Origin of the sequence: Enterobacter sp. WCHEn045836 (assembly GCF_003965585.1) — a bacterium.
Taxonomy (GTDB): domain Bacteria; phylum Pseudomonadota; class Gammaproteobacteria; order Enterobacterales; family Enterobacteriaceae; genus Enterobacter; species Enterobacter dissolvens.
In genome coordinates, this window is the sequence record NZ_RXPT01000010.1 from 16,540 (window position 1) to 40,866 (window position 24,327).

Here is a 24,327-nt window from a genome sequence, read left to right on the forward strand (position 1 = left end):
CCCTGGCTGACAACTCTTGCCACTCTAACAAAGGTCAGGTTAAGAGGAAAATAAATTGCACTTAAGCGTGCGACAGGGAACGGTTATTATTTTATTTATCTAAAATTTGCGTCAGGTACTATTACAGCGATCTACTGAAGGCTGCCATCACACGCGGGCTTGTACGCTGCCCTGCCTGTGTTAAGATTCACCCCATCAGGGAGCTGACAGGATAACCGGAAAATGAAAAAGATCATTGCCGTTGCTATCATATCAACGATTCTGGTCATTCTGTCTCTTTATGCAGTGAATGCGGTTATCGTCAGCCAGCAGCGGGATAAACAGCGTGAAGTCGCCCATACGCTTTTGCACTATTCCGAAGGATTGTCCGAAAGCGTCGCCCTTGCGCTTAAAAATGTTACGGCGCAAGGCTGTGATGAAACCAGCCTTGATGGCTATCGAAAGATTAAACTCGATAGCCCCTATTTTGCCGATATCGGTTTTGTTGAAAACGGCAAAGTTGCCTGTACTGCCTTTTGGGGAAAACTTGCCACTCCCGTCCCCGTTCCGGCAGAACTTCATAAAACGCCACGAGGGTTCCTGCTGGCGCAGTTTTCGAAAAAAGATTTTTTCACCGGCAACGCAGCCATTTATAATAATGTTATTATTTTCACCTCCCGTTATGCCTACGACAAATTTACACCGGTTACGGCAAACTACTCCCTGAGTGCGACGACCAAAGATTTCGGGCGAACATTTTTCCTGGTCACACCTGAATCCGTAAAACAGAACTGGTTGCATTCAACACTCTTTACCTTAACCCTCACACAGTGCAGTGCCCGTTGGGATTTATGTGTCATTGTGAAGCATCACGATGCGGGCCTGGCCTCGTTACCCATCGTGGTGTTTATTCTTCTGACGGCCATTTTGTCGTTTATCTGGACGGCGATAACGCTGTTTTTCATGCGTATTTACGAAGATCGCTTTTCTCTGGAGCGAACGCTGGTTAAAGCGGTAAAAACCAATACCATCAGCGTCAATTACCAGCCGATTATACGTATTGAGGATCACAAAATTGTTGGTGTTGAAGTGCTGTCGAGATGGCGTGATTACAATCAGGCAGATGTCTCCCCGGAATTGTTTATCCCTTTAATTAAGAAAATCGGTCTGTACCGGCAGTATTATATTAATATCATTGCCAAATCACTGTCTGAAATCGCGCCGCTTGCCATTAAACATCAGCTAATGATCTCCCTTAACGTGGGGCGAACAGAGATTGAAGATGGCCTGTTTATTCAGGTGTTGCGTCGTGAATGCTCACGGAATAATATCCCGCTGTCTTTAATAAAAGTTGAGCTTTCAGAAAAAGCAGTGTCCAGTGCGGATATTCTGGAAGGATTTTGCCTTGAGCTTAAGTCCCTGGGCGTGAGGATCTCGATAGACGATTTTGGGGTACAAAACTCAAATCTGGACAGGCTCTCCCTGCTGGAATATGACGAGATTAAAATCGACAAGTCACTGGTTGACGGTATCACTGAACATTATAAGCAGAATATTTTTGCGATTTTTTGCGATGCCCTCGCCCGACTGAATAAAACGCTTGTTTTTGAAGGGGTGGAGAGCGAAACACAATATCGCTTTATTGCGGACAGGTATCCGGACGCCCTGATTCAGGGGTGGTATTTCTCAAAATCACTCGCCCGGAGTGAGCTGGCCAAAAAACTGACGTGTACCGTACGGCAACCTGAGCCTTAGGATGCAATCATACCCGGCGTGACCGGTGTGGAGTACATCCAGTTATAATTGACCAGCCGGAGATCAAGCGAGCCGCAGACGTCGCCAAAGCGCAGCGATTGCCGTGCCCGGAAAAATGCCCTCAGGGGCTCTGGCATATAATCAGCCTGATAGCGTAGCAGTGTGGTATGCCAGAAAGGCGCGGGTAGCGGTGTCTTATCATGACGTAACCGCAGTTCATCTTGCCAGTGCGTTGTTAACAGCATTTCGCAAAATGCCTTTCGTTGTGCCGGGGCGGGAGAATCGGGTAGTCCGGCAAGAAGAAACTGGCCCGGCAACGCCACCAGCCGGAGCGCTCTGATGGTGATGACCTGCCCCGCAAACGGTGACCACGCGTCGAGGAGCTGATGCGTTTTCACCGGCAAACGTGCGTTCTTCTCATAAAGAGGCAACGTCAACGGAACAAAGGTAAAATGGAAACCCGGGCGCGGCTGGAGATCGGCCAGCGGATCCTGACAGGTAAGCGACTGCAGTTCCCGGAATAAAACATCAACAGACTCTGCGATTTCCGGCTGGAACCCCGTCGCCAGTGCGAAACTGCCCGACGCGTAACAGGGAGCTCTTCGCGAACCGATACCGTCCTGCGTTTCCCACATCGCCAGCGTTTTGGCGTTGGTTTCAGGGTAAAGTCTTTCCAGATCGGGGTTTTCCATTTATCACCCAAAACATATTCGTCACAATCAGACGGTAGATTACCGTGAAATACACTTTTATTGGGTCAACACTGTGAAAATGCCCTTTTTGTTTCCCCTGGTACTCTTTTGCCTGGTGTTTATTTTTGCCCTGTTTATCGGTAAACCCTCTTCACCTGGGTTGCGAAAAAAATGCATGTGGTCCGATAGCGTAATGCTGAGCTGTCTGGCAAAGCATCAGCATACCGGAGCCTGAAGCGGGCTACTCGTTGCCCCATTGATTGAGGAAGTTCGCAATATCATCGATGCGTGCCGCGCGGATCCCGGCTTCACTGGCCATCTCCTGCTGGGCTTCCTCGCTGATCTCCTCGTTGTTGCTTAAACGAGTGAGGAGCAGCTGGAAATAGTGCGCCAGCGCGTCATGCTCTGACTTACTGACTGGCTCCGCGGTTTCCGTCGAATACTCATCGACGATGTCATAATATTTAAGCGGGATATCGTTGTTCATAAACAGTCTCTTGTCTGCCATTTAGCGGGTGATGCACCGAGTATATCGGACGCGTCACGTTGACCATAGTGTTGGCTCAGACAAGCATCGCAAGTAAGGCAGCGAGCGCCGGTATAGCCTGAACATACAGGATTTTTCGACTGGCAGTCGCTGCCCCAAACATTCCGGCAATGAACACGCAGCTCAGGAAAAAGACGGTCACATGGACGCCGCGTTCACCGAGCCAGAGTCCCCAGAGCAGCCCCGCCGCCAGAAAACCGTTATACAGCCCCTGATTCGCGGCCAGTACGCGGGTTTCACGCGCAAAGTCGGGGGTTAGATTAAAGGCCTTCTGACCTGTTTTTGTGTTCCACAGGAACATCTCCAGCACCAGAATATAGAGATGGATTAACGCAACAATAACGATCAGTGTAGTTGCTAACATTGGGCAGTCTCTCACAGTCAGTGGCAAAATAAATGCCGTCCCGGCAGACGGCATTTTGTATTAACGAACCAGGTGCAGGAAGTGGAGATGTTTTTCGTACTGGTCAAGTATGTCATTGATAAGCTGTTCCTGATTCCAGCCCATCACATCATAATTCTGACCGCCCTCTTTCAGATACACTTCTGCACGATAATAGCGGTGTTGCTCTGCCTGTTGCTCATCATTATCCATTGCGGCAAGAGCAAAAGTTGGCGAATTATAGCCGCGAAGCCTTACTTCATAAATAAAGTTCAGCTCATTGCCCAAATCAACCTCAAGCCGAAGACGATCGTCAGTCGCATCATTGATGTGACTCAGCGTCCCCTGCTTGTTTAGCTCTTCCTGAACCAACGTCATGGCAGGCTGGATAACGTCGTCCATAAAGCGTTTCACCAGAGAACGTTTCGGCAGATAGGCGATATTGCGCAACCTTCTCTGCCACGGAATAGGGTTACGGGCTGCCGTCGGCGCAATCGTTGCCATACTCAGGCTTTCCCGTTTGGTCAAATCCCGACGCAGGGCTTTTAACAGTCCGTATATTGAGATCAATAAGATCACTGAGAAGGGTAATGCACTCGCAATTGTCACGGTTTGCAGCGCACTCAGTCCACCCGCAATCAGCAGTGCGATAGCCACAATCCCCATGAGCGAGGCCCAGAAAATTCGCTGCCAGACAGGCGTGTGAGCGACGCCACCCGATGCCAGCGTATCAACAACCATCGCCCCGGAGTCAGCCGAGGTGACAAAGAAGACAATGACCATCGCCATTGCAATAAATGACAACACTGAGGAAAACGGGAAATGTTCAAGGAAATTAAACAGGGCCAGCGCGACATCCTGCTGGACGGTATTTGCCAGGTCAGTTGCTCCCTGATTCATGATGAGATAAATGGCGCTGTTACCAAACACCGTCATCCACATGAGGGTAAAACCTGCGGGAACAAACAGCACGCCCGTAACAAACTCACGAATTGTCCTGCCACGGGATACGCGCGCGATGAACATACCGACAAATGGCGACCAGGAAAGCCACCATCCCCAATACAATAACGTCCAGCCACCAAGCCAGTTGCTTGATTTCGGTTCATAGGCGTAAAGGTTAAACGTTTTACTCACTAATTCCGAAAGATAACCGCCAGTATTTTCCACGAATGATTTCAGTAAAAGCACTGTTGGTCCAAGACATAACACGAGCGCCAGGAGCAAAACCGCCAGGCCCAGGTTGAGCTCAGACAGGATACGTATTCCTTTGTCCAGACCGGATACCACTGAAATCGTCGCTAACCCGGTGATCACTACAATCAGAATGACCTGCACCGTTTCATTAATGGGCACCCCGAAAAGATGGTTCAAACCAGCATTAACCTGCAAAACACCGTAACCGAGCGATGTCGCAACACCAAAGACAGTCCCTATCACGGCAAAAATATCGACTGCATGGCCGACAGGACCGTAGATGCGATCGCCAATGATGGGATAGAGTGCGGAACGAAGCGTTAAAGGCAGACCGTGACGGTAGCTGAAGAATGCCAGAATCAGCGCCACAATGGCATAGATGGCCCATGCATGCAGTCCCCAGTGAAAGAACGTCAGGCGCATGGCTTCTTTCGCTGCAGCAACGGTTTCAGGGGTGCCGACGGGTGGCGACAGGTAATGCATCACTGGTTCGGCAACGCCAAAGAACATCAGGCCGATGCCCATCCCTGCTGAAAAAAGCATCGCAAACCAGGAATGGTAGCTGAAGTCAGGCTGGGCATGGTCCGGCCCCAGCTTGATATCACCGTAACGAGAAAGACCGAGGAAAGTGACACTCAGTAAAATCAGGGCGACAGCAAGAATGTAGAACCAACTGGCATTCGTGAAGATCTGTTGCTGCAGGAGTTTGAATTTTTTGTCGGCCATCTCCGGAAATACTGCGGCAAAGGCGACAAGAAGGAAAATTAACAAAGCAGATGTAAAGAATACCGCTTTGTTAATCTGGCTTGTAGACTTCTTTGGGATAGGATCATTTCCACTCATAATTAATTTATTCCATTATCGTAGACCGCTTCAGATGAGAGGCGTTACCTCTCGTAGGGTAGCAAAAATCAACAGAACCTGGGGATAATAATCTGAATGAGTGTCGTTTAGACTTATGAAGTTCTCCGCGTAATCAATAAAGCTTGCGGGGTGGGCAGCGGGATTTACCGATTTGCAAAGTTCCGGCAGCATGTACCAGATCCGCTAACGTACGTACCTGCATTTTATCCATCACCCTGCGTCGATGGACCTTCACCGTAATTTCTGTTATCCCCAGCTCTGAGGCGATTTGTTTATTTTGCAAGCCATTAATTGCCATCTCAAAAATCTGTTTCTCACGTCGTGTCAACGCCTGGTAATTTTTGCACAGTTCAAATAACCGTTGCTGTTCCAGAAAATGGTTTGTCGCGTCGATCAGTACCTCATTCACCACGCGCAAAAGTTGTTCAGGTTCGACCGGTTTGGTCAAAAAATCCCGGGCGCCTGCTTTCATTGCCCGAACGCAGGAAGGGATTGCGCTGCTCTTCGTCAGAATGAGTACCGGTATAGCGCATCCACGGGCTTTCAGTGCATCCATCACGCCAAAGCCATTCATACGAGGAAGGTTTAATTCAAGGATTAAGCATGAAGGGTGATCAACGATGGGAAAGGATAAAAATTCTTCGGCATTACTGAAGTCAAACGTCTGATAGCCCGCGACGGTTAAAAACTGAACAACAAGCGACCGGTATGCATCATCATCATCGATAACATAAATAACCTCTTCCATTTCATTTTCTCCTGATTAAATCTTTCAGGGACATAATACGAACAGTTGCGTCCATTCCCAAAGTATTTATGACTGCTAACGTCATGCCGGATATCTTTTCCACATCGACAGCAGGTAAAACCAAACACGCCAACCATTCGTCAACCGTCAGGCTTATTGACCGCGAGTAGTATTAGGACAATCCGAAAAAACTGAACTTTCACAGCGTTCGCTTTCGAGTGGGAATCTGTCAGCGCCACACTTTTATATTCAGAGGACAACATGATATTGACGGATGGCCAGCCCATTCATCAGATCAATCACGCCGTTGATAAGCCAACAATAGCCGCTCATTCGCAGCCAGAATTTGAAGGGGTCGTTGTCAAAAGCCGCTTTCTGAAACTTCCGGGGGACATCCCCATCATGGTGCTAAAAGCGCGCCGGAAAGCAGTTTCATCGCTATATCCGCAAATATTTGCAATCTGTGAAATAGTTTTTCCCGGGCTTTCAAGAAGCACAGATGCAGTTTCAATACGAACCCGCGTAATGAAGTCTTTCGGACTTTCCTGGATGAGCGTTTTCATTTTACGGTTCAGCGTGCGGGTCGTCATATTCAGAGCTGCAGCAAGTTGCTTTACCGTCATTGCAGGGTTCTGATAACGAAGCAGACTCTCTGCTTTAGTCAGTAGAGGATGTCTTGAGTTGAGAAAACCTGCGGGCGCATAGATTTGCTGTGACAAAGGCTGGCTGTCAGCAACGGCCATGTCAGCTGTCAATTTTGCCAGCTCATTACCAGCATGTTTGCGTACGAGGTATATAACCAGATCGACCCATGAAAGCGGGCCGCCCGCGGTTATTACATTGTCCTGTTCGGCCAGGGTTTTTCCCCATATGGGTTTTGCAAGTGGATAGCGTTCAGCGAAAGTTGGATATAACCACCACGTAGTGGTGCAGATCCGTCCGTTGAGTAAACCCGCCTCTCCCAGTACAAAACCGCCCGCACATGCTGAGGCAATACAGCTTCCCTCTGAATACTTAACTTTCAACCACTCGGCTGCACTCGATACAGCTGCTCTGTCAGCCGGAAATCTTTGCTCATCCAACTGCATACCGCTGGCAATGATCAGCTCGAAGTTGTCAGGTTCATTAAATGAGCCATCACTTTCAATGATTCGTCCCTGAACGTCCCTGACGGGCTGCCCATCCGCGGTAATCGTCCTGACGTCAAAAAATGGATTAGCCCTGGATATTTCAGGACTCACTGTAGGGTTTAGCCTGATCACCTGATTCGCCAGCCAAAACATATCAGCCAGCCCTGCCAGCGCCGAACGCATGTTGCCCGGAAGCGCAAGTAACGCAACTCGCATTTTAACCCCAGTGTCAAAGAATGTCTTATTTCGCATGTTACCTGTCATTAATGACACTTCATACCCCCCTGTCAGCATGATTACACTGCCTGAAACTGAGAAATACGGGAAATAGAGTTATGCGTAAGCAAAATTTAATGTCGGTCGCGCTGCGAAAAGGAGTATTTGCTTTGTGTCTTTTATTTATGAGCAACCCGCCGCTTATGGCACAGGATTCGGGTGTAAAAAATATCGTGCTGGTTCACGGTGCCTTTGGTGACGGATCGAACTGGTCAGCCGTCATCGCTCTCCTGCAGGACCGGGGCTACCACGTTACTGCTGTTCAGAATCCCCTGACATCCTTACGAGAGGATGTGGCTGCAACAGAGCGTGTACTTGAGCGTCAAAATGGTAACGTACTGCTCGTTGGCCATTCATGGGCAGGGGCGGTGATCACCCAGGCTGGTAATGCGAATAACGTAAAGGGGCTCGTCTATTTGTCCGCCCTTGTTCCGGACAGCAATCAGTCTGTTTCTGACGCACTTGCGCACTTCAATGCCCCCATGAAAGGTATGGAAGCCGATAAAAACGGCCTCATCTGGCTTGATAAGCCAGAGTTGTTTCATCAGGTTATGGCTAATGAGCTAAGCATGAAACAGAGCCTTCTGATTTCTGCGGTGCAACAGCCTATCGCCGCTGCCGCTTTTAACGAAAAAGTGAATGCGGCAGCCTGGAGAGAGAAACCCTCCTGGTATCTCATCACAGAAAACGACAACGCACTGAACCCGTTAGTACAGGCAAGTTTTGCCCATGAAGCAGGCGCACATATCACACGAATTCACTCAGATCATCTATCCATGATTTCTCATCCCAAAGAGGTTGCAGCACTGATTGAAAATGCTGCGCAGAGTATCCACTGACCCTTACACAACAGGACGATATGCAATGAAAATTCTCCATCTTGATTCAAGTATCAATTATGAATTTTCAGTAACCCGACAGTTGTCGGCTGAAACAGTGAAACAACTGATGGCAACCAGTCAGGGGAATCAACTGACTTACCGGGATCTTGTAAAAGACGAAATCAGCCATCTCACCGGGGAAATCGCTGCAGAATTCAGACCTGTTACCGGACGACCTGCAACTACAACTCGCCTGGACTCTGAGCGAGAATTATCAAATGCTCTGGTCTCTGAGTTTCTTGAAAGCGAGGTGATTGTTATCGGAGCGCCAATGTACAACTTTTCCGTTCCCAGCCAATTAAAAGCCTGGATGGACAGAATCGCGCAGCCAGGGAAAACCTTCAACTACACCCCAACAGGCCCTGTTGGTCTTGCAGGGGAAAAAAGAGTCATCATAGCCTCAGCCCGGGGTGGTTTTTATGCCGGTACGGCATTTGAAGAAATGGACTTTCAGGAGCAATTTCTGCGTAAGTTTCTGGGCTTCCTGGGCATCTCAAATGTTGTGTTTGTCCGGGCTGAAGGCGCATCTAAAGGGGAGGATGTAAAGCTCAGAGAACTATCCCGTGCTTTCTCTTTAATACCACAAGCCATTAATAACGTTTCTGCCGCTAAGGAATAAACCATGTTGCACGCCGTCACGCTGAGTTACCTGACACAACCTGATGCGATTTCTGATCATCTTGAAGCACATAAACAATGGCTGCTGAGGGGGTTTGATGAAGGAGCAATTCTTTTTGCCGGCCCGCTCAGCAATGGTACTGGCGGCTTCATTCTTTTTCAGGGGGATAACATCAGCGATATTCATAACTTTCTTCAGGATGACCCCTTTATAATTCATAACATTGCAGATGCAGAAGTAATGAGTATCGAGCCGGCGTTATGCGCGCCGGGATTCCCAAAAAAATGGGCGGAGAAAGCTCGTTTCATCTGACCATTACTCACTCTAAAGCGTCCTGAAACCTATGAAATGAGTCTGTTTCATGGTTTTCGAGGACGCTTTTATTTGTCATTGAACAGCGCACCATTAAAGATAAATCATAGTAGGCTTTTTTAATTTGACTCAGTTTTGAGGCTGCACTTAATTAGCTTCCATCTAATTTTTTCATTCCAAACACCCTCCGGAAATATACATAAATAATTTTAAACATCTCGATATGGACCAGTAATATAAATCCCTGCATAAACAAATAGTTGATAACTGTCAGAGAAAAAAATTCAGTAATGATAACCGCTGATGCAGCCCCCATCAATCCGAACCTGATAGACAAGAAATAAGAAAGCACCAGACTTAAAACCAATATAAATATAGTCTTCCATAATAAAAACCTATACCCAGAAAACTTAATTATTATTTTTGATGAAGCCATGCCAAGTGTAGATAATAATGTTGAGAAACATAACAAAATGCAGGGTGCTATTGACTCCTTATAAGATTCCCCGTATAGATAGAGAATTGCAAAGTTTACTAAAAATGTAATCACCAACATTACTGGAATCGATAATAAAATAATATTTAAATGTAATTTAGCCCCTACTCTAATTATTTTTTGATTATTTTTCTCTCGAAAAACAGACGGAAGACAAGAAGTCAACAACGATAATAAGATAAAACTCCAACTCGTTGCAATGCTTTGAGAAACTGAATAAATACCGACATCATGATTACCATATAAAAAAGAGATTATAAGCACATTCAACCTTGGATAGATTGATGAAATGATTGAAGGGATAACAAGAATGCTTCCAGCATAACTCAGATGGAATAATCTTTTTTTTAGCACGTTATACTTAACTGTTACCATCCCTTTATATTGTTTTCTAAATACATATGATTTTAGAAAATAAGGAATAGCACTTATCATTATAAGAGGTAATCCAAAATAGATAATCGGCACTTTATATCTAACCATTAATGCTCTGGCTAATAAGCCGAAAATAAGTCCAACTACGTTTGCAATAGCATTAACTCTAGAGTTCAGCAGTGACTCATTAAAGCTTGTATAAGTATCAATAGTGTAAAAATAATACGCCGTACAGATTGACAGCACTAATGTCATACCTGTTAAATCCATTCTCACATTTAAAAACATTATGCAAACGCTTGCAAAAAAGATAAATATTATACTTCTCAACATAAATATAGGCATCATTAATTGTATGCCGCTAATCAAGTTTATGCTTATTCTTTTATAGAAAATACTATCGCTGCCAAACACCCCAATAACCTGAACAATTTGAAAAATAGCAGTTGCAATTGCTATTTGACCAATTACCACAGGCCCCAGATATTTAGCCACCAAAGCATTTATAAAGAAAAGACCCACTACGCCGATTGTTTTTTCTGCAATCATCCACAAGAAATTCTTTTGAGTTTTGCTTAACACTTACTCAACCTCATATAAATATTTATTTCTCTTCATCATCTCTATAAAGTAAATCTATGAATTGAGTTACATCCATACTGTTTTTATTCGATCGAATAAAATAAAAAACAACTGCTATTAGTATCAATAAGGCTATGCATAACAATAGAAACAACATATCGAGTCCCCGTTTTGATACTCAACCCAACTTAAAAATGAGATGATTCTTTAAGTGTTAAGCATCAATTTATATAGAATTAAAGAGTTGTTTTGAGCAATACCAATAAATAGTAAACAGTCGTATATCATTCCTATATAAAAATTAATCCCCACGTAAATCATTAACTCAAAAAATCACGCTCAAATAACATAAAGCCATCTCCGAATCGACTATTAATAATGATAGGTTGATAAAATTTTACGAGCTCAGCACTTACTTATTTTTGATGATCTGGTCTATAAAAATTAAATTATGTATAATTACACAAACACATATTTAAATTTAAACTTGCCATCTTCTAAAAAGGTTATATGATTACCTAACATCAAACTTTAAGAATGAAAATAGTAGCAGAGGCTTCACACCATGTTTAACCATATCTTAGAGATTGTTGAAGGATCTAACAAGTTTATGCGCATTTATGCGTCAAATGGACAACGAATAAACTTCACGCTTAATAATAAACCACACGTATACTTTCTCACAGAAGGAAGAGTAGACATTTATAGAAAAGCAGACGATATTTTAATTTTCACTGTATATGCGCCCTATATTTTAGGGATAATCTTTATGTTCGAAAAGGATGATTACCATTACTTTCGAGCTTCAACGGATGCAACTTTCACAGCAATTTCAACTGTGGAATTGGATTGTTTGGCTGATAGTAATAACTTGTGGAAACATTTTTTCTTAATGACTTGTGAAATCACTTTAAACTTTTTCAAAAGAGACCAAAGATTTTCATCAAAAAATGCCTACGATATTATAAAAAACAATTTAGAAGCCATATGGGAATTACCAGAGAATGAAAGATCTCAAATTTCAGTTTTCAAGTTCATTTTATCCAGAAGCTCAATTTCTCGTAGTTCCTTAAATAAAGTCTTAAAAGATTTGAATGATGGTGGATATATTAATATTCACAGAGGAAAGTTACTAAATATCAAAAACCTACCATTAAAATACTAATCATTTAGGAGGCAGAAATATCTTTCGCCATAATGGTGTTGTTTCTGATGCAATTCTTTTGTTTTCATTGATGCGATAATTAGCATAAAAACAATAAATTGAAAATGGAATCAATACCATTATCGATAAAATAGATATTATATTATACGTGTTCATACAACCCTTCTTTTGTTGCCAAAGCATACATATACAATTCATGCCTATTTTTCAAGTTTAATTTTTGCAAAATATTACGCCTATGAGAGCTGATTGTCTTTTTTGTTATATTAAGCATAATAGCAATTTTGTCATCTGTTGCTCCCTCCGAAAATAAAGTTAACAGCAGGGTCTCTTTCGATGATAGTTTTTTAAAATAAAGCGCACTGTGAAGATAATCTTGGTTTGTTAAATCATTAAAACACTCTATATATTTATCCAAATCATAATTACATGGCAAAATCAACGTTTTTTCCGGTCTATATTTTGAAACAGCGTAACAATGTAAGAAATTATCTGTGATGATTATATCTTGAGTATGATACTTATGATAAAAAATAAGAGCTGGAAGCTTAGTGGTTTGCTCAACGTTATATGTATAAGATTCAAATACTTTAGAATCGTAAATGAGCTCCCTGATGCCGTAATATAAAAAATAGTTATCAGTAATAACATATATTCTTATTATTTTTTTTGATATCATTTCATTCACCTTGAACGTCAGAACAAATATCCTATCCCAATGATGAAAGTATCTATTCCTTTGTTATCAACAAGACCCAATTCATATCCTGTATTTAATTGAATATTGTCTGTTAAGTTGTAAAACAAACCAGCACCAAAAGCTGCCCCATAAATCTCATGACTTTGATCAGGTTTCATTTTTGAACCACAAGAAATACCAGCAAGCCCATATAAATTTATATCTTGTGTGATATTAATAGCAAGCCCAGGCATAATTGATGCATATTTGTTTTTCAAATAAGAGTCCCCGGAACCGCTGGTGTTCTGTATATAAGAACCTGATGCGACCAGTGCAAAATTACCCATATCGTGTTTAAACATCACATTCATGCCATGCATCTTTTCGGCCCCACTCTCTTTGCCTGCAGCATAGTTTATAGACATTGAATTACTGGCAGATACCGGCATGGTAAAAGCGCCAAAAAAAAGAAAAGCAGCTGCTAGATTAAATTTATGCATAGTTCCTCCAATAATTTCTCTTAAATATACAGAGATAAAATTGTGTTACCAGCATATAAATACACATGCAAAAGTTTTAATTGCACAACAAAATGTTTATTTTTATATATTGACTAAGGGTACTAACACGAACCAGTCATTCCTGGATAAAGGATTTTGAGGAAATGAAATTCGGAATTGTTTATTTTTGATAAGTGGGAAGTGAAATGCGAATACAGTTTTTATATCTACAGTAGCGAATACACCCTGCCCTAAATTGTTGTGGCAGATGCAGAGAGAACAGGAAATAACATCTGCTTAAGAAAGGGTTTTGATAAGTTATTGATAAAAATACGAAAAACAACAATAAAAACGGGAACCAACTGGCTCCCGTTCGTTACTAACCCAGCGAGTGGATTACATATTCGCGATAATCGCGTCGCCAAACTCTGAACATTTCAGCAGTTTAGCGCCTTCCATCAGACGTTCGAAGTCATAGGTAACGGTTTTGGCGTTGATCGCGCCTTCCATACCTTTAACGATCAGGTCTGCGGCTTCGAACCATTCCATATGACGCAGCATCATTTCTGCGGACAGGATGATAGAGCCTGGGTTCACTTTGTCCTGACCTGCGTATTTTGGTGCAGTACCGTGGGTGGCTTCGAACAGGGCGCACTCGTCACCGATGTTCGCGCCTGGGGCGATACCGATACCGCCAACCTGTGCTGCCAGGGCGTCAGAGATGTAGTCACCGTTCAGGTTCATACAGGCGATCACGTCGTATTCCGCTGGACGCAGCAGGATCTGCTGCAGGAACGCATCGGCGATCACATCTTTAATGATGATCTCTTTGCCGGTGTTCGGGTTCTTGATCTTCTGCCATGGGCCGCCGTCGATCAGCTCACCGCCGAACTCTTCTTGCGCCAACTGGTAACCCCAGTCTTTGAACGCGCCTTCGGTGAACTTCATGATGTTGCCTTTGTGAACCAGGGTCACAGAGTCTCGGTCGTTGGTGATCGCGTATTCAATTGCCGCGCGCACCAGACGTTTGGTCCCTTCTTCGGAGCACGGCTTGATGCCGATACCACAATGCTCAGGGAAGCGAATTTTCTTCACGCCCATCTCTTCGCGCAGGAATTTAATCACTTTTTCTGCGTCAGCAGAGTCGGCTTTCCATTCGATACCCGCGTAGATGTCTTCTGAGTTTTCGCGGAAGATAACCATATCGGTCAGTTCAGGATGCTTAACCGGGCTTGGGGTGCCCTGATAGTAACGAACCGGACGCAGACATACGTACAGGTCCAGCTCCTGACGCAGTGCCACGTTCAGAGAACGGATACCGCCGCCAACTGGCGTCGTCAGTGGGCCTTTAATAGCAACGCGGTAGTCGCGGATCAGGTCCAGCGTTTCGGCTGGCAGCCAGACGTCCTGGCCATAAACTTGAGTAGATTTTTCACCGGTGTAAATTTCCATCCAGGAAATTTTACGCTCGCCTTTGTAGGCTTTCTCAACAGCGGCATCAACCACTTTCAGCATTGCCGGGGTAACGTCTACACCGATACCATCACCTTCGATGAATGGAATGATCGGATTGTGAGGAACGTTAATCTTGCCGTTTTGCAGGGTGATCTTTTTACCTTCCGCCGGAACAACTACTTTGCTTTCCATTAACCTCTCCTTCGAGCGCTTCTGGTTGTTACTGATCTTATGTTAATAAATTGTAATGAGCCCTTCGATAGTACCTGATTGTCCGACGCCATGAAAGGTCTTCGTTATTAGGCTATAATGCGGCAATTGATAACGCCTGAAAATACCATGAAGAAAACTTCTTTTACAAAACACCGGGTTGAGCGATTCAGCTCGCGACAAGCCGCCAGAAGACCGCAGGAAAGCCAGCCAAAGCGGGTCATTTTGTTCAATAAACCCTACGATGTTTTGCCGCAATTTACCGATGAAGCCGGGCGCAGCACGCTCAAGGATTACATCCCCGTTCAGGGTGTCTATGCCGCCGGTCGTCTGGATCGTGACAGCGAGGGGCTGCTGGTTTTAACCAACGATGGCGCCTTACAGGCGAAACTCACACAGCCGGGAAAACGCACCGGCAAAATTTACTACGTGCAGGTGGAAGGCGAGCCGGATGAAGCGGCGCTCGCGGCATTACGCAACGGCGTGACGTTAAACGATGGCCCCACCCTGCCCGCAGGAATTGAACGCGTGAATGAACCGGAGTGGCTGTGGCCGCGCAACCCGCCCATTCGCGAGCGCAAATCTATTCCTACCAGCTGGCTCAAAATCACCCTTTATGAAGGCCGCAACCGACAGGTTCGGCGCATGACCGCCCACGTGGGCTTCCCTACCCTGCGCCTGATTCGCTATGCCATGGGCAGCTACACGCTGGATGCCCTGGCTAACGGTGAATGGCGGGACGTTGCCCCTTAAGGAGTCACTATGTTTAAACCTCATGTTACGGTCGCCTGTGTGGTTCATGCACAGGGGAAATTCCTGGTGGTGGAAGAGAGCATCAACGGTAAAGCATTGTGGAATCAACCTGCCGGGCATCTCGAAGCAAACGAGACGCTGCTGCAGGCCGCGAAGCGCGAGCTGTGGGAAGAGACGGGTATCCGTGCCGAACCGCAACATTTTATCCGCATGCACCAGTGGATTGCCCCCGACCACACGCCGTTCCTGCGATTTTTATTTGCCGTTGAGCTTAGCGAAACGTGCGCCACTGAACCGCACGATGACGATATCGATCGCTGCCTGTGGGTCAGCGCCGACGAGATCCTGAACGCGCCAAACCTGCGCTCACCGCTGGTTTCCGAAAGCATCCGCTGCTGGCAGTCAGGCGCACGCTTGCCGCTGGAGGTCATCGGAGAATTTAACTGGCCGTTTACAGAGGGTGTCAATGGTGGGGGGGCGTGATAGAATACGCCGCCTTGAAGTTCAATGTCGTGAGTATTCCATGTCAGATAACAGCCAGAAAAAAGTGATCGTCGGCATGTCCGGCGGTGTCGATTCCTCCGTTTCCGCCTACCTGTTGCAACAACAGGGCTATAAGGTGGAGGGCCTGTTCATGAAGAACTGGGAGGAAGATGATGGCGAGGAATATTGCACTGCCGCTGCGGATCTCGCCGATGCGCAGGCCGTGTGCGACAAGCTCGGCATTGAACTGCACACCGTTAACTTTGCCGCAGAATACTGGGATAACGTGTTTGAGCTTTTCCTGGAAGAGTACAAAGCGGGCCGTACCCCAAACCCGGATATTCTGTGCAACAAAGAGATCAAATTTAAAGCCTTCCTCGAATTCGCGGCGGAAGATCTGGGCGCAGACTATATTGCGACCGGTCACTACGTGCGTCGCGCCGATGTGAACGGCAAAAGCCAGCTGCTGCGCGGTCTGGACGGTAATAAAGATCAGAGCTATTTCCTTTATACGCTAAGCCATGAACAGATTGCACAAAGCCTGTCCCCGGTTGGCGAGCTGGAAAAGCCGGAAGTCCGTAAAATCGCTGAAGCGCTGGATCTGATCACCGCGAAGAAAAAAGACTCCACCGGTATCTGCTTTATTGGCGAGCGCAAATTCCGCGATTTCCTTGGTCGCTACCTGCCTGCGCAGCCGGGCAAAATTGTCACCGTCGATGGCGACGAAATTGGCCAGCATCAGGGGCTGATGTACCACACCCTCGGCCAGCGTAAAGGCCTGGGCATTGGCGGTACCAAAGACGGTAGCGAAGATCCGTGGTATGTGGTCGACAAAGATGTCGAAAACAATATTCTGATCGTCGCTCAGGGGCACGACCATCCGCGTCTGATGTCCGTTGGCCTTATCGCACAACAGTTGCACTGGGTCGATCGTGAACCACTCAAAGGTACGCTGCGCTGCACGGTAAAAACGCGCTACCGTCAGACGGACATCCCGTGCACCCTTACCGCGCTGGATGACGATCGCATTGACGTGCGTTTTGACGAGCCGGTTGCAGCCGTTACCCCGGGCCAGTCCGCCGTCTTCTACAGCGGTGAAATCTGCCTGGGCGGTGGGATCATTGAACAGCGCCTGCCGCTGACCGCTGTTTAACCCGATTGCACACATAAAGGAGACCGTGTGGCGAAGAACTATTATGACATCACCCTGGCCCTGGCAGGAATTTGCCAGTCAGCCCGTCTGGTGCAACAGCTGGCGCATCAGGGTCATTGCGACGCTGACGCGCTGCACGTTTCGCTCAACAGCGTTATCGATCTCAACCCCGGTTCAACCCTGGGTGTCTTCGGTGGCAGCGAAACCAATCTTCGTCTCGGTCTTGAAACCTTGCTTGGCGTGCTTAACGCCAGCAGCCGTCAGGGCTTAAACGCGGAGCTCACCCGCTATACGTTAAGCCTGATGGTGCTGGAACGTAAACTGAGTGCGGCAAAAGGCGCGCTGGATACGCTGGGCGACCGCATTGCCGGATTGCAGCGTCAGCTCGACCATTTTGATCTGCAGTCTGAAACGCTGCTGAGCGCCATGGCCGGTATTTATGTCGATGTTATCAGCCCACTCGGCCCACGCATTCAGGTCACCGGTTCACCTGCCGTACTGCAAAGCCCACAGGTTCAGGCAAAAGTGCGCGCCTCGCTGCTGGCCGGTATCCGTGCCGCCGTGCTGTGGCATCAGGTTGGCGGTGGCCGCCTGCAGTTAATGTTTTCTCGTAATCGCCTGACGACTCAGGCAAAACAAATTCTTGCTCATTGTTAACCTCCCGGAGTTGCGAATTATGGAATTATCCTCACTGACCGCCGTATCCCCTGTCGATGGACGCTACGGCGATAAAGTCAGCGCGCTGCGCGGGATCTTCAGCGAATATGGCCTGCTGAAGTTCCGTGTTCAGGTTGAAGTACGCTGGCTGCAAAAGCTGGCCGCCCAGGCAGCAATCAAGGAAGTTCCTGCTTTTGACGCCCAGGCAAACGATTACCTTGATAAAATCGTTGCTGACTTTAATGAAGAAGATGCTGCACGCATCAAGACCATTGAACGTACCACCAACCACGACGTAAAGGCGGTTGAGTACTTCCTGAAAGAGAAAGTGGCGAGCGTCCCTGCGCTGCATGCGGTGTCTGAATTCATTCACTTCGCCTGTACATCTGAAGACATCAATAACTTGTCTCACGCGCTGATGCTCTCCACCGCGCGCAAAGAGGTGGTTCTGCCTTACTGGCGTAAAATCATTGACGCGGTGAAAGCCTTGTCTGCGGAATACCGTGATATTCCTCTGCTCTCCCGTACTCACGGCCAGCCAGCCACCCCGTCCACGATGGGTAAAGAGATGGCTAACGTGGCGTACCGTATGGAGCGTCAGTACCGTCAGCTGGAGCAGGTTGAAATCCTGGGCAAAATTAACGGGGCGGTGGGCAACTACAACGCCCATATCGCCGCCTACCCGGAAGTGGACTGGCATCAGTTCAGTGAAGAGTTCGTAACCTCTCTGGGTATTCAGTGGAACCCGTACACCACTCAGATTGAGCCACACGACTATATCGCTGAGCTGTTTGACTGCATCGCTCGCTTCAACACCATCCTGATCGACTTCGATCGTGACGTGTGGGGTTATATCGCGCTCAACCACTTCAAACAAAAAACCATCGCCGGTGAAATCGGCTCTTCAACCATGCCGCACAAAGTGAACCCGATTGACTTCGAAAACTCCGAAGGCAACCTGGGTCTGGCCAACGCCGTACTGCAGCATATGGCGAGCAAACTGCCGGTTTCCCGCTGGCAGCGCGACCTGACCGACTCCACCGTTCTGCGTAACCTGGGCGTGGGTATTGGCTATGCGCTGATCGCCTATCAGTCGACCCTGAAAGGGGTGAGCAAACTGGAAGTGAACCGCGATCGTCTGCTGGACGAACTGGATCACAACTGGGAAGTGCTGGCCGAGCCGATCCAGACCGTGATGCGTCGTTATGGCATCGAAAAACCGTACGAAAAACTGAAAGAACTTACCCGCGGTAAACGTGTCGATGCGGAAGGTATGAAGCAGTTTATCGATAGCCTTGCATTGCCGGAAGCGGAGAAAACCCGCCTGAAGGAGATGACACCGGCGAATTACATTGGCCGTGCCATCACCATGGTCGACGAGCTGAAGTAATCCTCTCCTCCCCCTTTTCGCCCGAAAAGGGGGCTGCTTTTTCCCCGGTTTACTCAATGTTTATCTCCACAACAACATAATCAGCGTTAAACTATTCATACTATCAACTCTGGGAGAAAGATGATGCGCGTACTGGTTGTTGAGGATAACGCATTGCTACGTCATCACCTGAAGGTACAGCTTCAGGAGATGGGACATCAGGTGGACGATGCTGAAGATGCAAAAGAAGCCGATTATTATCTCAATGAACACCTGCCGGATATCGCCATCGTTGACCTCGGGTTACCTGACGAAGACGGGCTGTCGTTAATTCGCCGCTGGCGCAGCCATGACGTCTCCCTTCCGGTACTGGTACTGACCGCCCGTGAAGGCTGGCAGGACAAAGTTGAAGTGCTCAGCGCGGGTGCCGATGATTACGTCACCAAACCGTTTCATATTGAAGAAGTGGCCGCGCGTATGCAGGCGCTGTTACGCCGCAACAGCGGACTGGCCTCACAGGTTATTTCCCTTCCGCCATTCCAGGTGGATCTCTCTCGCCGTGAATTCTCCATCAACAACGAAGTGATCAAGCTGACGGCCTTCGAATACACCATCATGGAAACGCTGATCCGTAATAACGGCAAAGTGGTCAGCAAAGATTCCTTAATGCTCCAGCTTTATCCGGATGCCGAACTGCGTGAGAGCCACACCATTGATGTGCTGATGGGACGTTTGCGTAAGAAAATCCAGGCGCAGTACCCGCAGGATGTGATCACTACCGTACGTGGTCAGGGCTACCTGTTCGAATTACGCTAAATGAAACGAATTTTGCGGCACTTTCTGCCCCTTTCGCTGCGGGTTCGCTTTTTGCTGGCCACGGCAGCCGTTGTGCTGGTGCTATCGCTCTCTTATGGCATGGTGGCGCTGGTCGGTTATAGCGTCAGCTTTGACAAAACAACGTTTCGACTGTTGCGCGGTGAAAGTAACCTGTTTTATACCCTGGCCAGATGGGAAAACAATAAGATCACCGTCGAAATGCCGGAAAACCTGAACCAGCAAAGCCCGACGATGGCACTGATTTACAATGAAAAAGGGAAACTGCTCTGGGCGCAGCGTGATGTGCCATGGCTGGTGAAACGTATTCGTCCGGAATGGCTGAAAACCAATGGATTTCATGAAATCGAAGCCGACCTGAATACCACCAGCACCTTGCTGCGAGAAGATCGCTCTCTGCAGAAAAAGCTCAATGAGATCCGCGCCGATGACGCCGAGACGGAGATGACCCACTCCGTCGCCATCAATCTTTATCCCGCCACCACCAATATGCCTCAGCTCACCATCGTGGTGGTGGATACCATCCCCGTCGAGCTTAAACGCTCTTATCGGGTCTGGGGCTGGTTCGTGTATGTACTGGCCGCCAATTTGCTGCTGGTCATACCGCTGCTGTGGATTGCCGCCTGGTGGAGTTTGCGACCGATAGAATCACTGGCGAAAGAGGTCCGCGAGCTGGAGGAGCATCACCGTGAGAAGCTCAACCCGGAGACCACGCGCGAGTTAACGAGCCTGGTGCGTAACCTCAACCGTCTGCTGAAAAGTGAACGCGAACGCTACGATAAATACCGCACCACGCTGACTGATCTCACTCACAGCCTGAAGACCCCGCTGGCCGTGATGCAAAGCACCCTGCGCTCCATGCGCAGTTCCAGGATGAGCGTCGATGAAGCCGAGCCGGTAATGCTGGAGCAAATCAGCCGTATTTCGCAGCAAATTGGCTATTATCTCCATCGCGCCAGTATGCGTGCCGGCAGCGCCCTGTTGAGCCGGGAACTGCATCCTGTGGCACCGCTACTGGATAACCTGACCTCTGCGCTGAATAAGGTGTATCAGCGTAAAGGGGTGAACATCAGTCTCGATATCTCTCCTGAAATCAGTTTCGTCGGCGAAAAGAATGATTTCATGGAGGTGATGGGTAACCTGCTCGATAACGCCTGTAAATATTGTCTGGAGTTCGTGGAGGTTTCCGCCCGTCAGACGGACAACGAGTTGCACATTATTGTTGAGGATGATGGCCCGGGGATCCCGCGTAACAAACGTGACGTGGTGTTTGATCGCGGTCAGCGTGCGGATACACTGCGTCCCGGCCAGGGTGTAGGGTTATCAGTCGCTCGTGAGATTGTCGACCAGTACGATGGCAAAATCGAAACCGGTGAAAGTTTGCTTGGCGGTGCCAGAATGGAAGTGATTTTTGGCCGTCAGCAGCCCACATCGAACGATAGTTAGCCCGTTATGTGAAAAAAGCGCGGATCTCGCACCCAGGCTCCTGCGCTTCCGTTATAATCCGACTCAGTAAGAGCCTGCGGAATAAAAAAATATGGATTATCACTTAGCACTGAACTGGCCCGAGTTTATTGAACGTTACTGGCAGAAACGCCCGGTGGTTCTTAAGCGCGGGTTCAGCAATTTTGTCGACCCTATCTCGCCTGACGAACTGGCCGGCCTGGCCATGGAAAACGAAGTCGACAGCCGTCTGGTGAGCCACCAGGATGGAAAATGGCAGGTCAGCCATGGTCCTTTCGAAAGCTACGATCACCTCGGTGAAAATAACTGGTCATTGCTGGTGCAGGCAGTCAACCACTGGCACGAGCCGACGGCAGCCTTAATGCGCCCGTTCCGCGCCCTGCCCGACTGGCGAATGGACGATCTGATGATCTCCTTCTCCGTGCCAGGGGGCGGCGTTGGCCCGCATCTGGATCAGTACGATGTGTTTATCATTCAGGGGACCGGCCGCCGCCGCTGGCGCGTGGGTGAAAAAGTGCCAATGAAACAGCACTGCCCGCATCCTGACCTGCTTCAGGTAGATCCGTTTGACGGGATCATCGACGAAGAGCTGGAGCCGGGTGATATTCTTTATATCCCGCCGGGATTCCCGCATGAAGGCTACTCGCTGGAAAACTCCCTCAACTACTCCGTCGGGTTCCGCGCGCCAAGCGGTCGTGAGATGATCAGCGGTTTTGCCGATTACGTTCTGCAACGCGAGCTGGGCAGCCATCGCTACAGCGATCCGGATGTGCCTTCCCGCGAGCATCCGGCAGACATTCTGCCAGCAGAGCTGGATAAGCTGCGCGGCATGATGCTGGATCTGATCAACGAGCCGGAACATTTCAGACAGTGGTTTGGTGAGTTTATCAGCCAGTCACGTCACGAGCTGGATGTGGCTCCTCCGGAGCCGCCATACCAGGCCGACGAGATTTATGATGCGCTGCAGCAGGGTGACAAGCTGGTTCGCCTCGGTGGGTTACGCGTGCTGCGCATCGGTGAAGATGTCTTCGTCAACGGCGAGAAGCTGGATTCTCCGCATCGCCCGGCGCTGGAAGCCATCGCCAGCCATCTGGTACTGACTGCCGATACCTTTGGCGACGCCCTGGAAGATCCCTCTTTCCTCGCCATGCTTGCCGCGCTGGTCAACAGCGGGTATTGGTTCTTTGAGGACTGAGTTGTAATGTATTGCCGGGTGGCGCTTCGCTTACCCAGCCTACCTGTTCCCGTAGGCCCGGTAAGCGAAGCGCCACCGGGCGATGTCTTAACGCTTCGCGGTTAACTCCGCAATCCGCACAATCACCTTCACCGCTTTTTCCATCCCTTCCAGCGTCACAAACTCATGCTTACCGTGGTAGTTGTATCCTCCGGTAAAGAGATTCGGGCACGGCAATCCCATGAAGGACAGTTGCGAACCGTCGGTGCCGCCGCGAATCGGCTTCAGCACCGGTTCAATATCACAGTCACGCATGGCCTGCTGGGCGATATCCAGGATATGCGGATGTTCCATCACCTTCTCGCGCATATTGTAGTAGCTGTCTTCAATAATCAGCTCAATATAGCAGTCCGGGTGCAGCCCCTTACCCACCTTCTTCGCGATTTCCATCATCTTACGCTTGCGTGCTTCGAACGCTTTACGGTCAAAGTCACGCACGATGTAGTGCATCTGCGCGCTGTCCACCGTGCCTTTGATGCTGGTCAGGTGATAAAAACCTTCATAACCTTCGGTCTGCTCCGGGCTCTCATCCGCCGGGACTTCCGCATGAATACGGGACGCCAGCGACAGCGCATTCACCATCACACCTTTGGCGGAGCCGGGATGGACATTGTTACCCACAATTTTGATGGTCACGGACGCGGCATTGAAGTTTTCAAATTCCAGTTCGCCCACGCCACCGCCGTCAACGGTATAGGCCCACTGCGCGTTAAAGGCCTCGACATCAAAATGTTTCGCCCCCTTGCCCACCTCTTCATCCGGCGTAAAGGCCACACGGATATCACCGTGTGGAATATTTTTTCCTTTCAGCACCGCCAGTGCCGTCATGATCTCCGCGATACCCGCTTTGTCATCCGCCCCCAGCAGCGTTTTGCCATCCGTGGTGATCAGCGTCTGCCCCAGCAGCTGGTGCAGCACCGGGAACATCACCGGCGAGAGCACTTCGTCACCAATTCCCAGCGCAATGTCACCGCCACGGTAGTTTTCCACAATCTGCGGATTAACATGTTTACCGCTAAAATCCGGAGAGGTGTCGACATGGGAGATAAAGCCAATCGCCGGAATATCGCCGGAGACGTTGGCAGGCAGCGTGCCCATCACAGTGCCTTTTTCGCTCAGGGTGACATTGACCAGCCCCATGGCCTCAAGCTGCTCTTTGAGCAGATGTAATAACTTCCACTGGCCTTCGGTGCTTGGCACCTGGCGGACACCCGGTTTAGATTGGGTATCCAGCGAAACGTACTGTAAAAAACGCTCAAGTAATTTATCCATGCAGTCACCCTCACTTTTTGTGACAACATTATCAATAAGCATCAAAACGCAAATATTGCGTCAGGTCACTTTTATCCCGCAAACGAGAATATATTACGTTTATATCGTTGTACGTCAGTAAATGTAGCTTATGAATCAGTGACAAGGATTGGCGATTCCCGTGGTTTGCCGTAGAATGTCCGCCCTCATTACGAGTCACCAAGGTGGTTACACACAAACCCCGCTTCGGTCTGCTGCCCGGAGCGTCTATATGGGACAGCGCAA

At 48.3% G+C, this 24,327-nt stretch carries 24 protein-coding genes; 13 read left to right on the top strand and 11 right to left on the bottom strand.

Annotated features, from left to right (window positions below; all coding sequences use genetic code 11):
• Nucleotides 1-222 precede the first annotated feature (222 nt).
• Nucleotides 223-1,734: a cyclic diguanylate phosphodiesterase gene (locus EKN38_RS14330; RefSeq protein ID WP_014831491.1), complete on the top strand. Its 1,512-nt coding sequence runs from the start codon at nucleotides 223-225 to the stop codon at nucleotides 1,732-1,734.
• Here the strand turns inward: EKN38_RS14330 and EKN38_RS14335 are convergent.
• From EKN38_RS14335 to EKN38_RS14360, 6 genes are all read right to left on the bottom strand, one after another.
• The gene (locus tag EKN38_RS14335; RefSeq protein WP_126522269.1) at nucleotides 1,731-2,426 is read right to left on the bottom strand and encodes a hypothetical protein; all 696 of its coding nucleotides are present in this window, start codon (nucleotides 2,424-2,426) and stop codon (nucleotides 1,731-1,733) included. The two genes, EKN38_RS14330 and EKN38_RS14335, sit on opposite strands and share 4 nt — an antisense overlap.
• A gap of 241 nt (nucleotides 2,427-2,667) precedes the next feature.
• On the bottom strand, nucleotides 2,668-2,913 hold the full coding sequence (locus EKN38_RS14340) for a YmjA family protein (RefSeq protein ID WP_014831490.1): 246 nt from the start codon (nucleotides 2,911-2,913) through the stop codon (nucleotides 2,668-2,670).
• Between the two features lie 76 nt (nucleotides 2,914-2,989).
• Entirely contained in the window at nucleotides 2,990-3,337 is a 348-nt protein-coding gene (locus EKN38_RS14345; protein WP_014831489.1) for a DUF1304 domain-containing protein, read from the bottom strand.
• Nucleotides 3,338-3,397: 60 nt separating this feature from the next.
• The gene (locus EKN38_RS14350; protein WP_043951608.1) at nucleotides 3,398-5,395 is read right to left on the bottom strand and encodes a BCCT family transporter; all 1,998 of its coding nucleotides are present in this window, start codon (nucleotides 5,393-5,395) and stop codon (nucleotides 3,398-3,400) included.
• A gap of 133 nt (nucleotides 5,396-5,528) precedes the next feature.
• A complete protein-coding gene (locus tag EKN38_RS14355) occupies nucleotides 5,529-6,164 on the bottom strand; it encodes a response regulator transcription factor (RefSeq protein ID WP_014831487.1) in 636 nt (211 codons plus the stop codon).
• A gap of 329 nt (nucleotides 6,165-6,493) precedes the next feature.
• The gene (locus EKN38_RS14360) at nucleotides 6,494-7,558 is read right to left on the bottom strand and encodes a GlxA family transcriptional regulator (RefSeq protein ID WP_043951756.1); all 1,065 of its coding nucleotides are present in this window, start codon (nucleotides 7,556-7,558) and stop codon (nucleotides 6,494-6,496) included.
• Between the two features lie 71 nt (nucleotides 7,559-7,629).
• Between EKN38_RS14360 and EKN38_RS14365 the strand changes: the two genes are divergently transcribed.
• The 3 genes from EKN38_RS14365 to EKN38_RS14375 are packed head-to-tail and all read left to right on the top strand — an operon-like array spanning nucleotide 7,630 to nucleotide 9,382.
• The gene (locus EKN38_RS14365) at nucleotides 7,630-8,409 is read left to right on the top strand and encodes an alpha/beta hydrolase (RefSeq protein ID WP_014831485.1); all 780 of its coding nucleotides are present in this window, start codon (nucleotides 7,630-7,632) and stop codon (nucleotides 8,407-8,409) included.
• Between the two features lie 25 nt (nucleotides 8,410-8,434).
• Nucleotides 8,435-9,070, top strand: a complete 636-nt coding sequence (locus EKN38_RS14370; RefSeq protein WP_014831484.1) for an FMN-dependent NADH-azoreductase — start codon at nucleotides 8,435-8,437, stop codon at nucleotides 9,068-9,070.
• Nucleotides 9,071-9,073: 3 nt separating this feature from the next.
• On the top strand, nucleotides 9,074-9,382 hold the full coding sequence (locus tag EKN38_RS14375) for a YciI family protein (protein WP_014831483.1): 309 nt from the start codon (nucleotides 9,074-9,076) through the stop codon (nucleotides 9,380-9,382).
• Between the two features lie 151 nt (nucleotides 9,383-9,533).
• On the opposite strand, the gene EKN38_RS14380 is transcribed toward EKN38_RS14375, so the two are convergent.
• A complete protein-coding gene (locus tag EKN38_RS14380) occupies nucleotides 9,534-10,835 on the bottom strand; it encodes an oligosaccharide flippase family protein (RefSeq protein ID WP_125364844.1) in 1,302 nt (433 codons plus the stop codon).
• Between the two features lie 565 nt (nucleotides 10,836-11,400).
• Here EKN38_RS14380 and EKN38_RS14385 point away from each other — a divergent pair.
• Nucleotides 11,401-12,000: a helix-turn-helix domain-containing protein gene (locus EKN38_RS14385; protein ID WP_014831481.1), complete on the top strand. Its 600-nt coding sequence runs from the start codon at nucleotides 11,401-11,403 to the stop codon at nucleotides 11,998-12,000.
• A 142-nt stretch (nucleotides 12,001-12,142) separates the two neighbouring features.
• Here the strand turns inward: EKN38_RS14385 and EKN38_RS14390 are convergent, their stop codons facing one another.
• The 3 genes from EKN38_RS14390 to icd all read right to left on the bottom strand — a co-directional run bounded on the left by EKN38_RS14390 (nucleotide 12,143) and on the right by icd (nucleotide 14,826).
• A complete protein-coding gene (locus EKN38_RS14390) occupies nucleotides 12,143-12,679 on the bottom strand; it encodes a helix-turn-helix transcriptional regulator (protein ID WP_014831480.1) in 537 nt (178 codons plus the stop codon).
• Nucleotides 12,680-12,696: 17 nt separating this feature from the next.
• Nucleotides 12,697-13,179, bottom strand: a complete 483-nt coding sequence (locus EKN38_RS14395) for an outer membrane beta-barrel protein (protein ID WP_014831479.1) — start codon at nucleotides 13,177-13,179, stop codon at nucleotides 12,697-12,699.
• A gap of 396 nt (nucleotides 13,180-13,575) precedes the next feature.
• Nucleotides 13,576-14,826, bottom strand: a complete 1,251-nt coding sequence (gene icd / locus EKN38_RS14400; RefSeq protein WP_013097077.1) for an NADP-dependent isocitrate dehydrogenase — start codon at nucleotides 14,824-14,826, stop codon at nucleotides 13,576-13,578.
• Nucleotides 14,827-14,943: 117 nt separating this feature from the next.
• On the opposite strand from icd, the gene rluE reads away from it, so the two are divergent.
• The 8 genes from rluE to EKN38_RS14440 all read left to right on the top strand — a co-directional run bounded on the left by rluE (nucleotide 14,944) and on the right by EKN38_RS14440 (nucleotide 22,752).
• A complete protein-coding gene (rluE, locus tag EKN38_RS14405) occupies nucleotides 14,944-15,597 on the top strand; it encodes a 23S rRNA pseudouridine(2457) synthase RluE (protein WP_014831478.1) in 654 nt (217 codons plus the stop codon).
• A 9-nt stretch (nucleotides 15,598-15,606) separates the two neighbouring features.
• Complete coding sequence (locus tag EKN38_RS14410) at nucleotides 15,607-16,080, top strand: NUDIX hydrolase (protein WP_014831477.1); 474 nt, start codon at nucleotides 15,607-15,609, stop codon at nucleotides 16,078-16,080.
• 40 nt (nucleotides 16,081-16,120) lie between these two features.
• Nucleotides 16,121-17,233 (top strand): tRNA 2-thiouridine(34) synthase MnmA, encoded by a 1,113-nt coding sequence (mnmA, locus tag EKN38_RS14415; RefSeq protein WP_126522271.1) that lies wholly within the window; start codon nucleotides 16,121-16,123, stop codon nucleotides 17,231-17,233.
• Between the two features lie 27 nt (nucleotides 17,234-17,260).
• Nucleotides 17,261-17,890: a high frequency lysogenization protein HflD gene (gene hflD / locus EKN38_RS14420; RefSeq protein ID WP_014169611.1), complete on the top strand. Its 630-nt coding sequence runs from the start codon at nucleotides 17,261-17,263 to the stop codon at nucleotides 17,888-17,890.
• A 19-nt stretch (nucleotides 17,891-17,909) separates the two neighbouring features.
• Nucleotides 17,910-19,280: an adenylosuccinate lyase gene (gene purB, locus EKN38_RS14425; protein ID WP_014831475.1), complete on the top strand. Its 1,371-nt coding sequence runs from the start codon at nucleotides 17,910-17,912 to the stop codon at nucleotides 19,278-19,280.
• 123 nt (nucleotides 19,281-19,403) lie between these two features.
• On the top strand, nucleotides 19,404-20,075 hold the full coding sequence (gene phoP, locus EKN38_RS14430) for a two-component system response regulator PhoP (RefSeq protein ID WP_014831474.1): 672 nt from the start codon (nucleotides 19,404-19,406) through the stop codon (nucleotides 20,073-20,075).
• Complete coding sequence (gene phoQ, locus EKN38_RS14435; RefSeq protein WP_014831473.1) at nucleotides 20,076-21,539, top strand: two-component system sensor histidine kinase PhoQ; 1,464 nt, start codon at nucleotides 20,076-20,078, stop codon at nucleotides 21,537-21,539. It begins immediately after the preceding gene.
• Between the two features lie 91 nt (nucleotides 21,540-21,630).
• Complete coding sequence (locus EKN38_RS14440; RefSeq protein WP_014831472.1) at nucleotides 21,631-22,752, top strand: cupin domain-containing protein; 1,122 nt, start codon at nucleotides 21,631-21,633, stop codon at nucleotides 22,750-22,752.
• Nucleotides 22,753-22,839: 87 nt separating this feature from the next.
• On the opposite strand, the gene pepT is transcribed toward EKN38_RS14440, so the two are convergent.
• On the bottom strand, nucleotides 22,840-24,063 hold the full coding sequence (gene pepT, locus EKN38_RS14445) for a peptidase T (RefSeq protein ID WP_014831471.1): 1,224 nt from the start codon (nucleotides 24,061-24,063) through the stop codon (nucleotides 22,840-22,842).
• Between the last annotated feature and the right edge of the window lie 264 nt (nucleotides 24,064-24,327).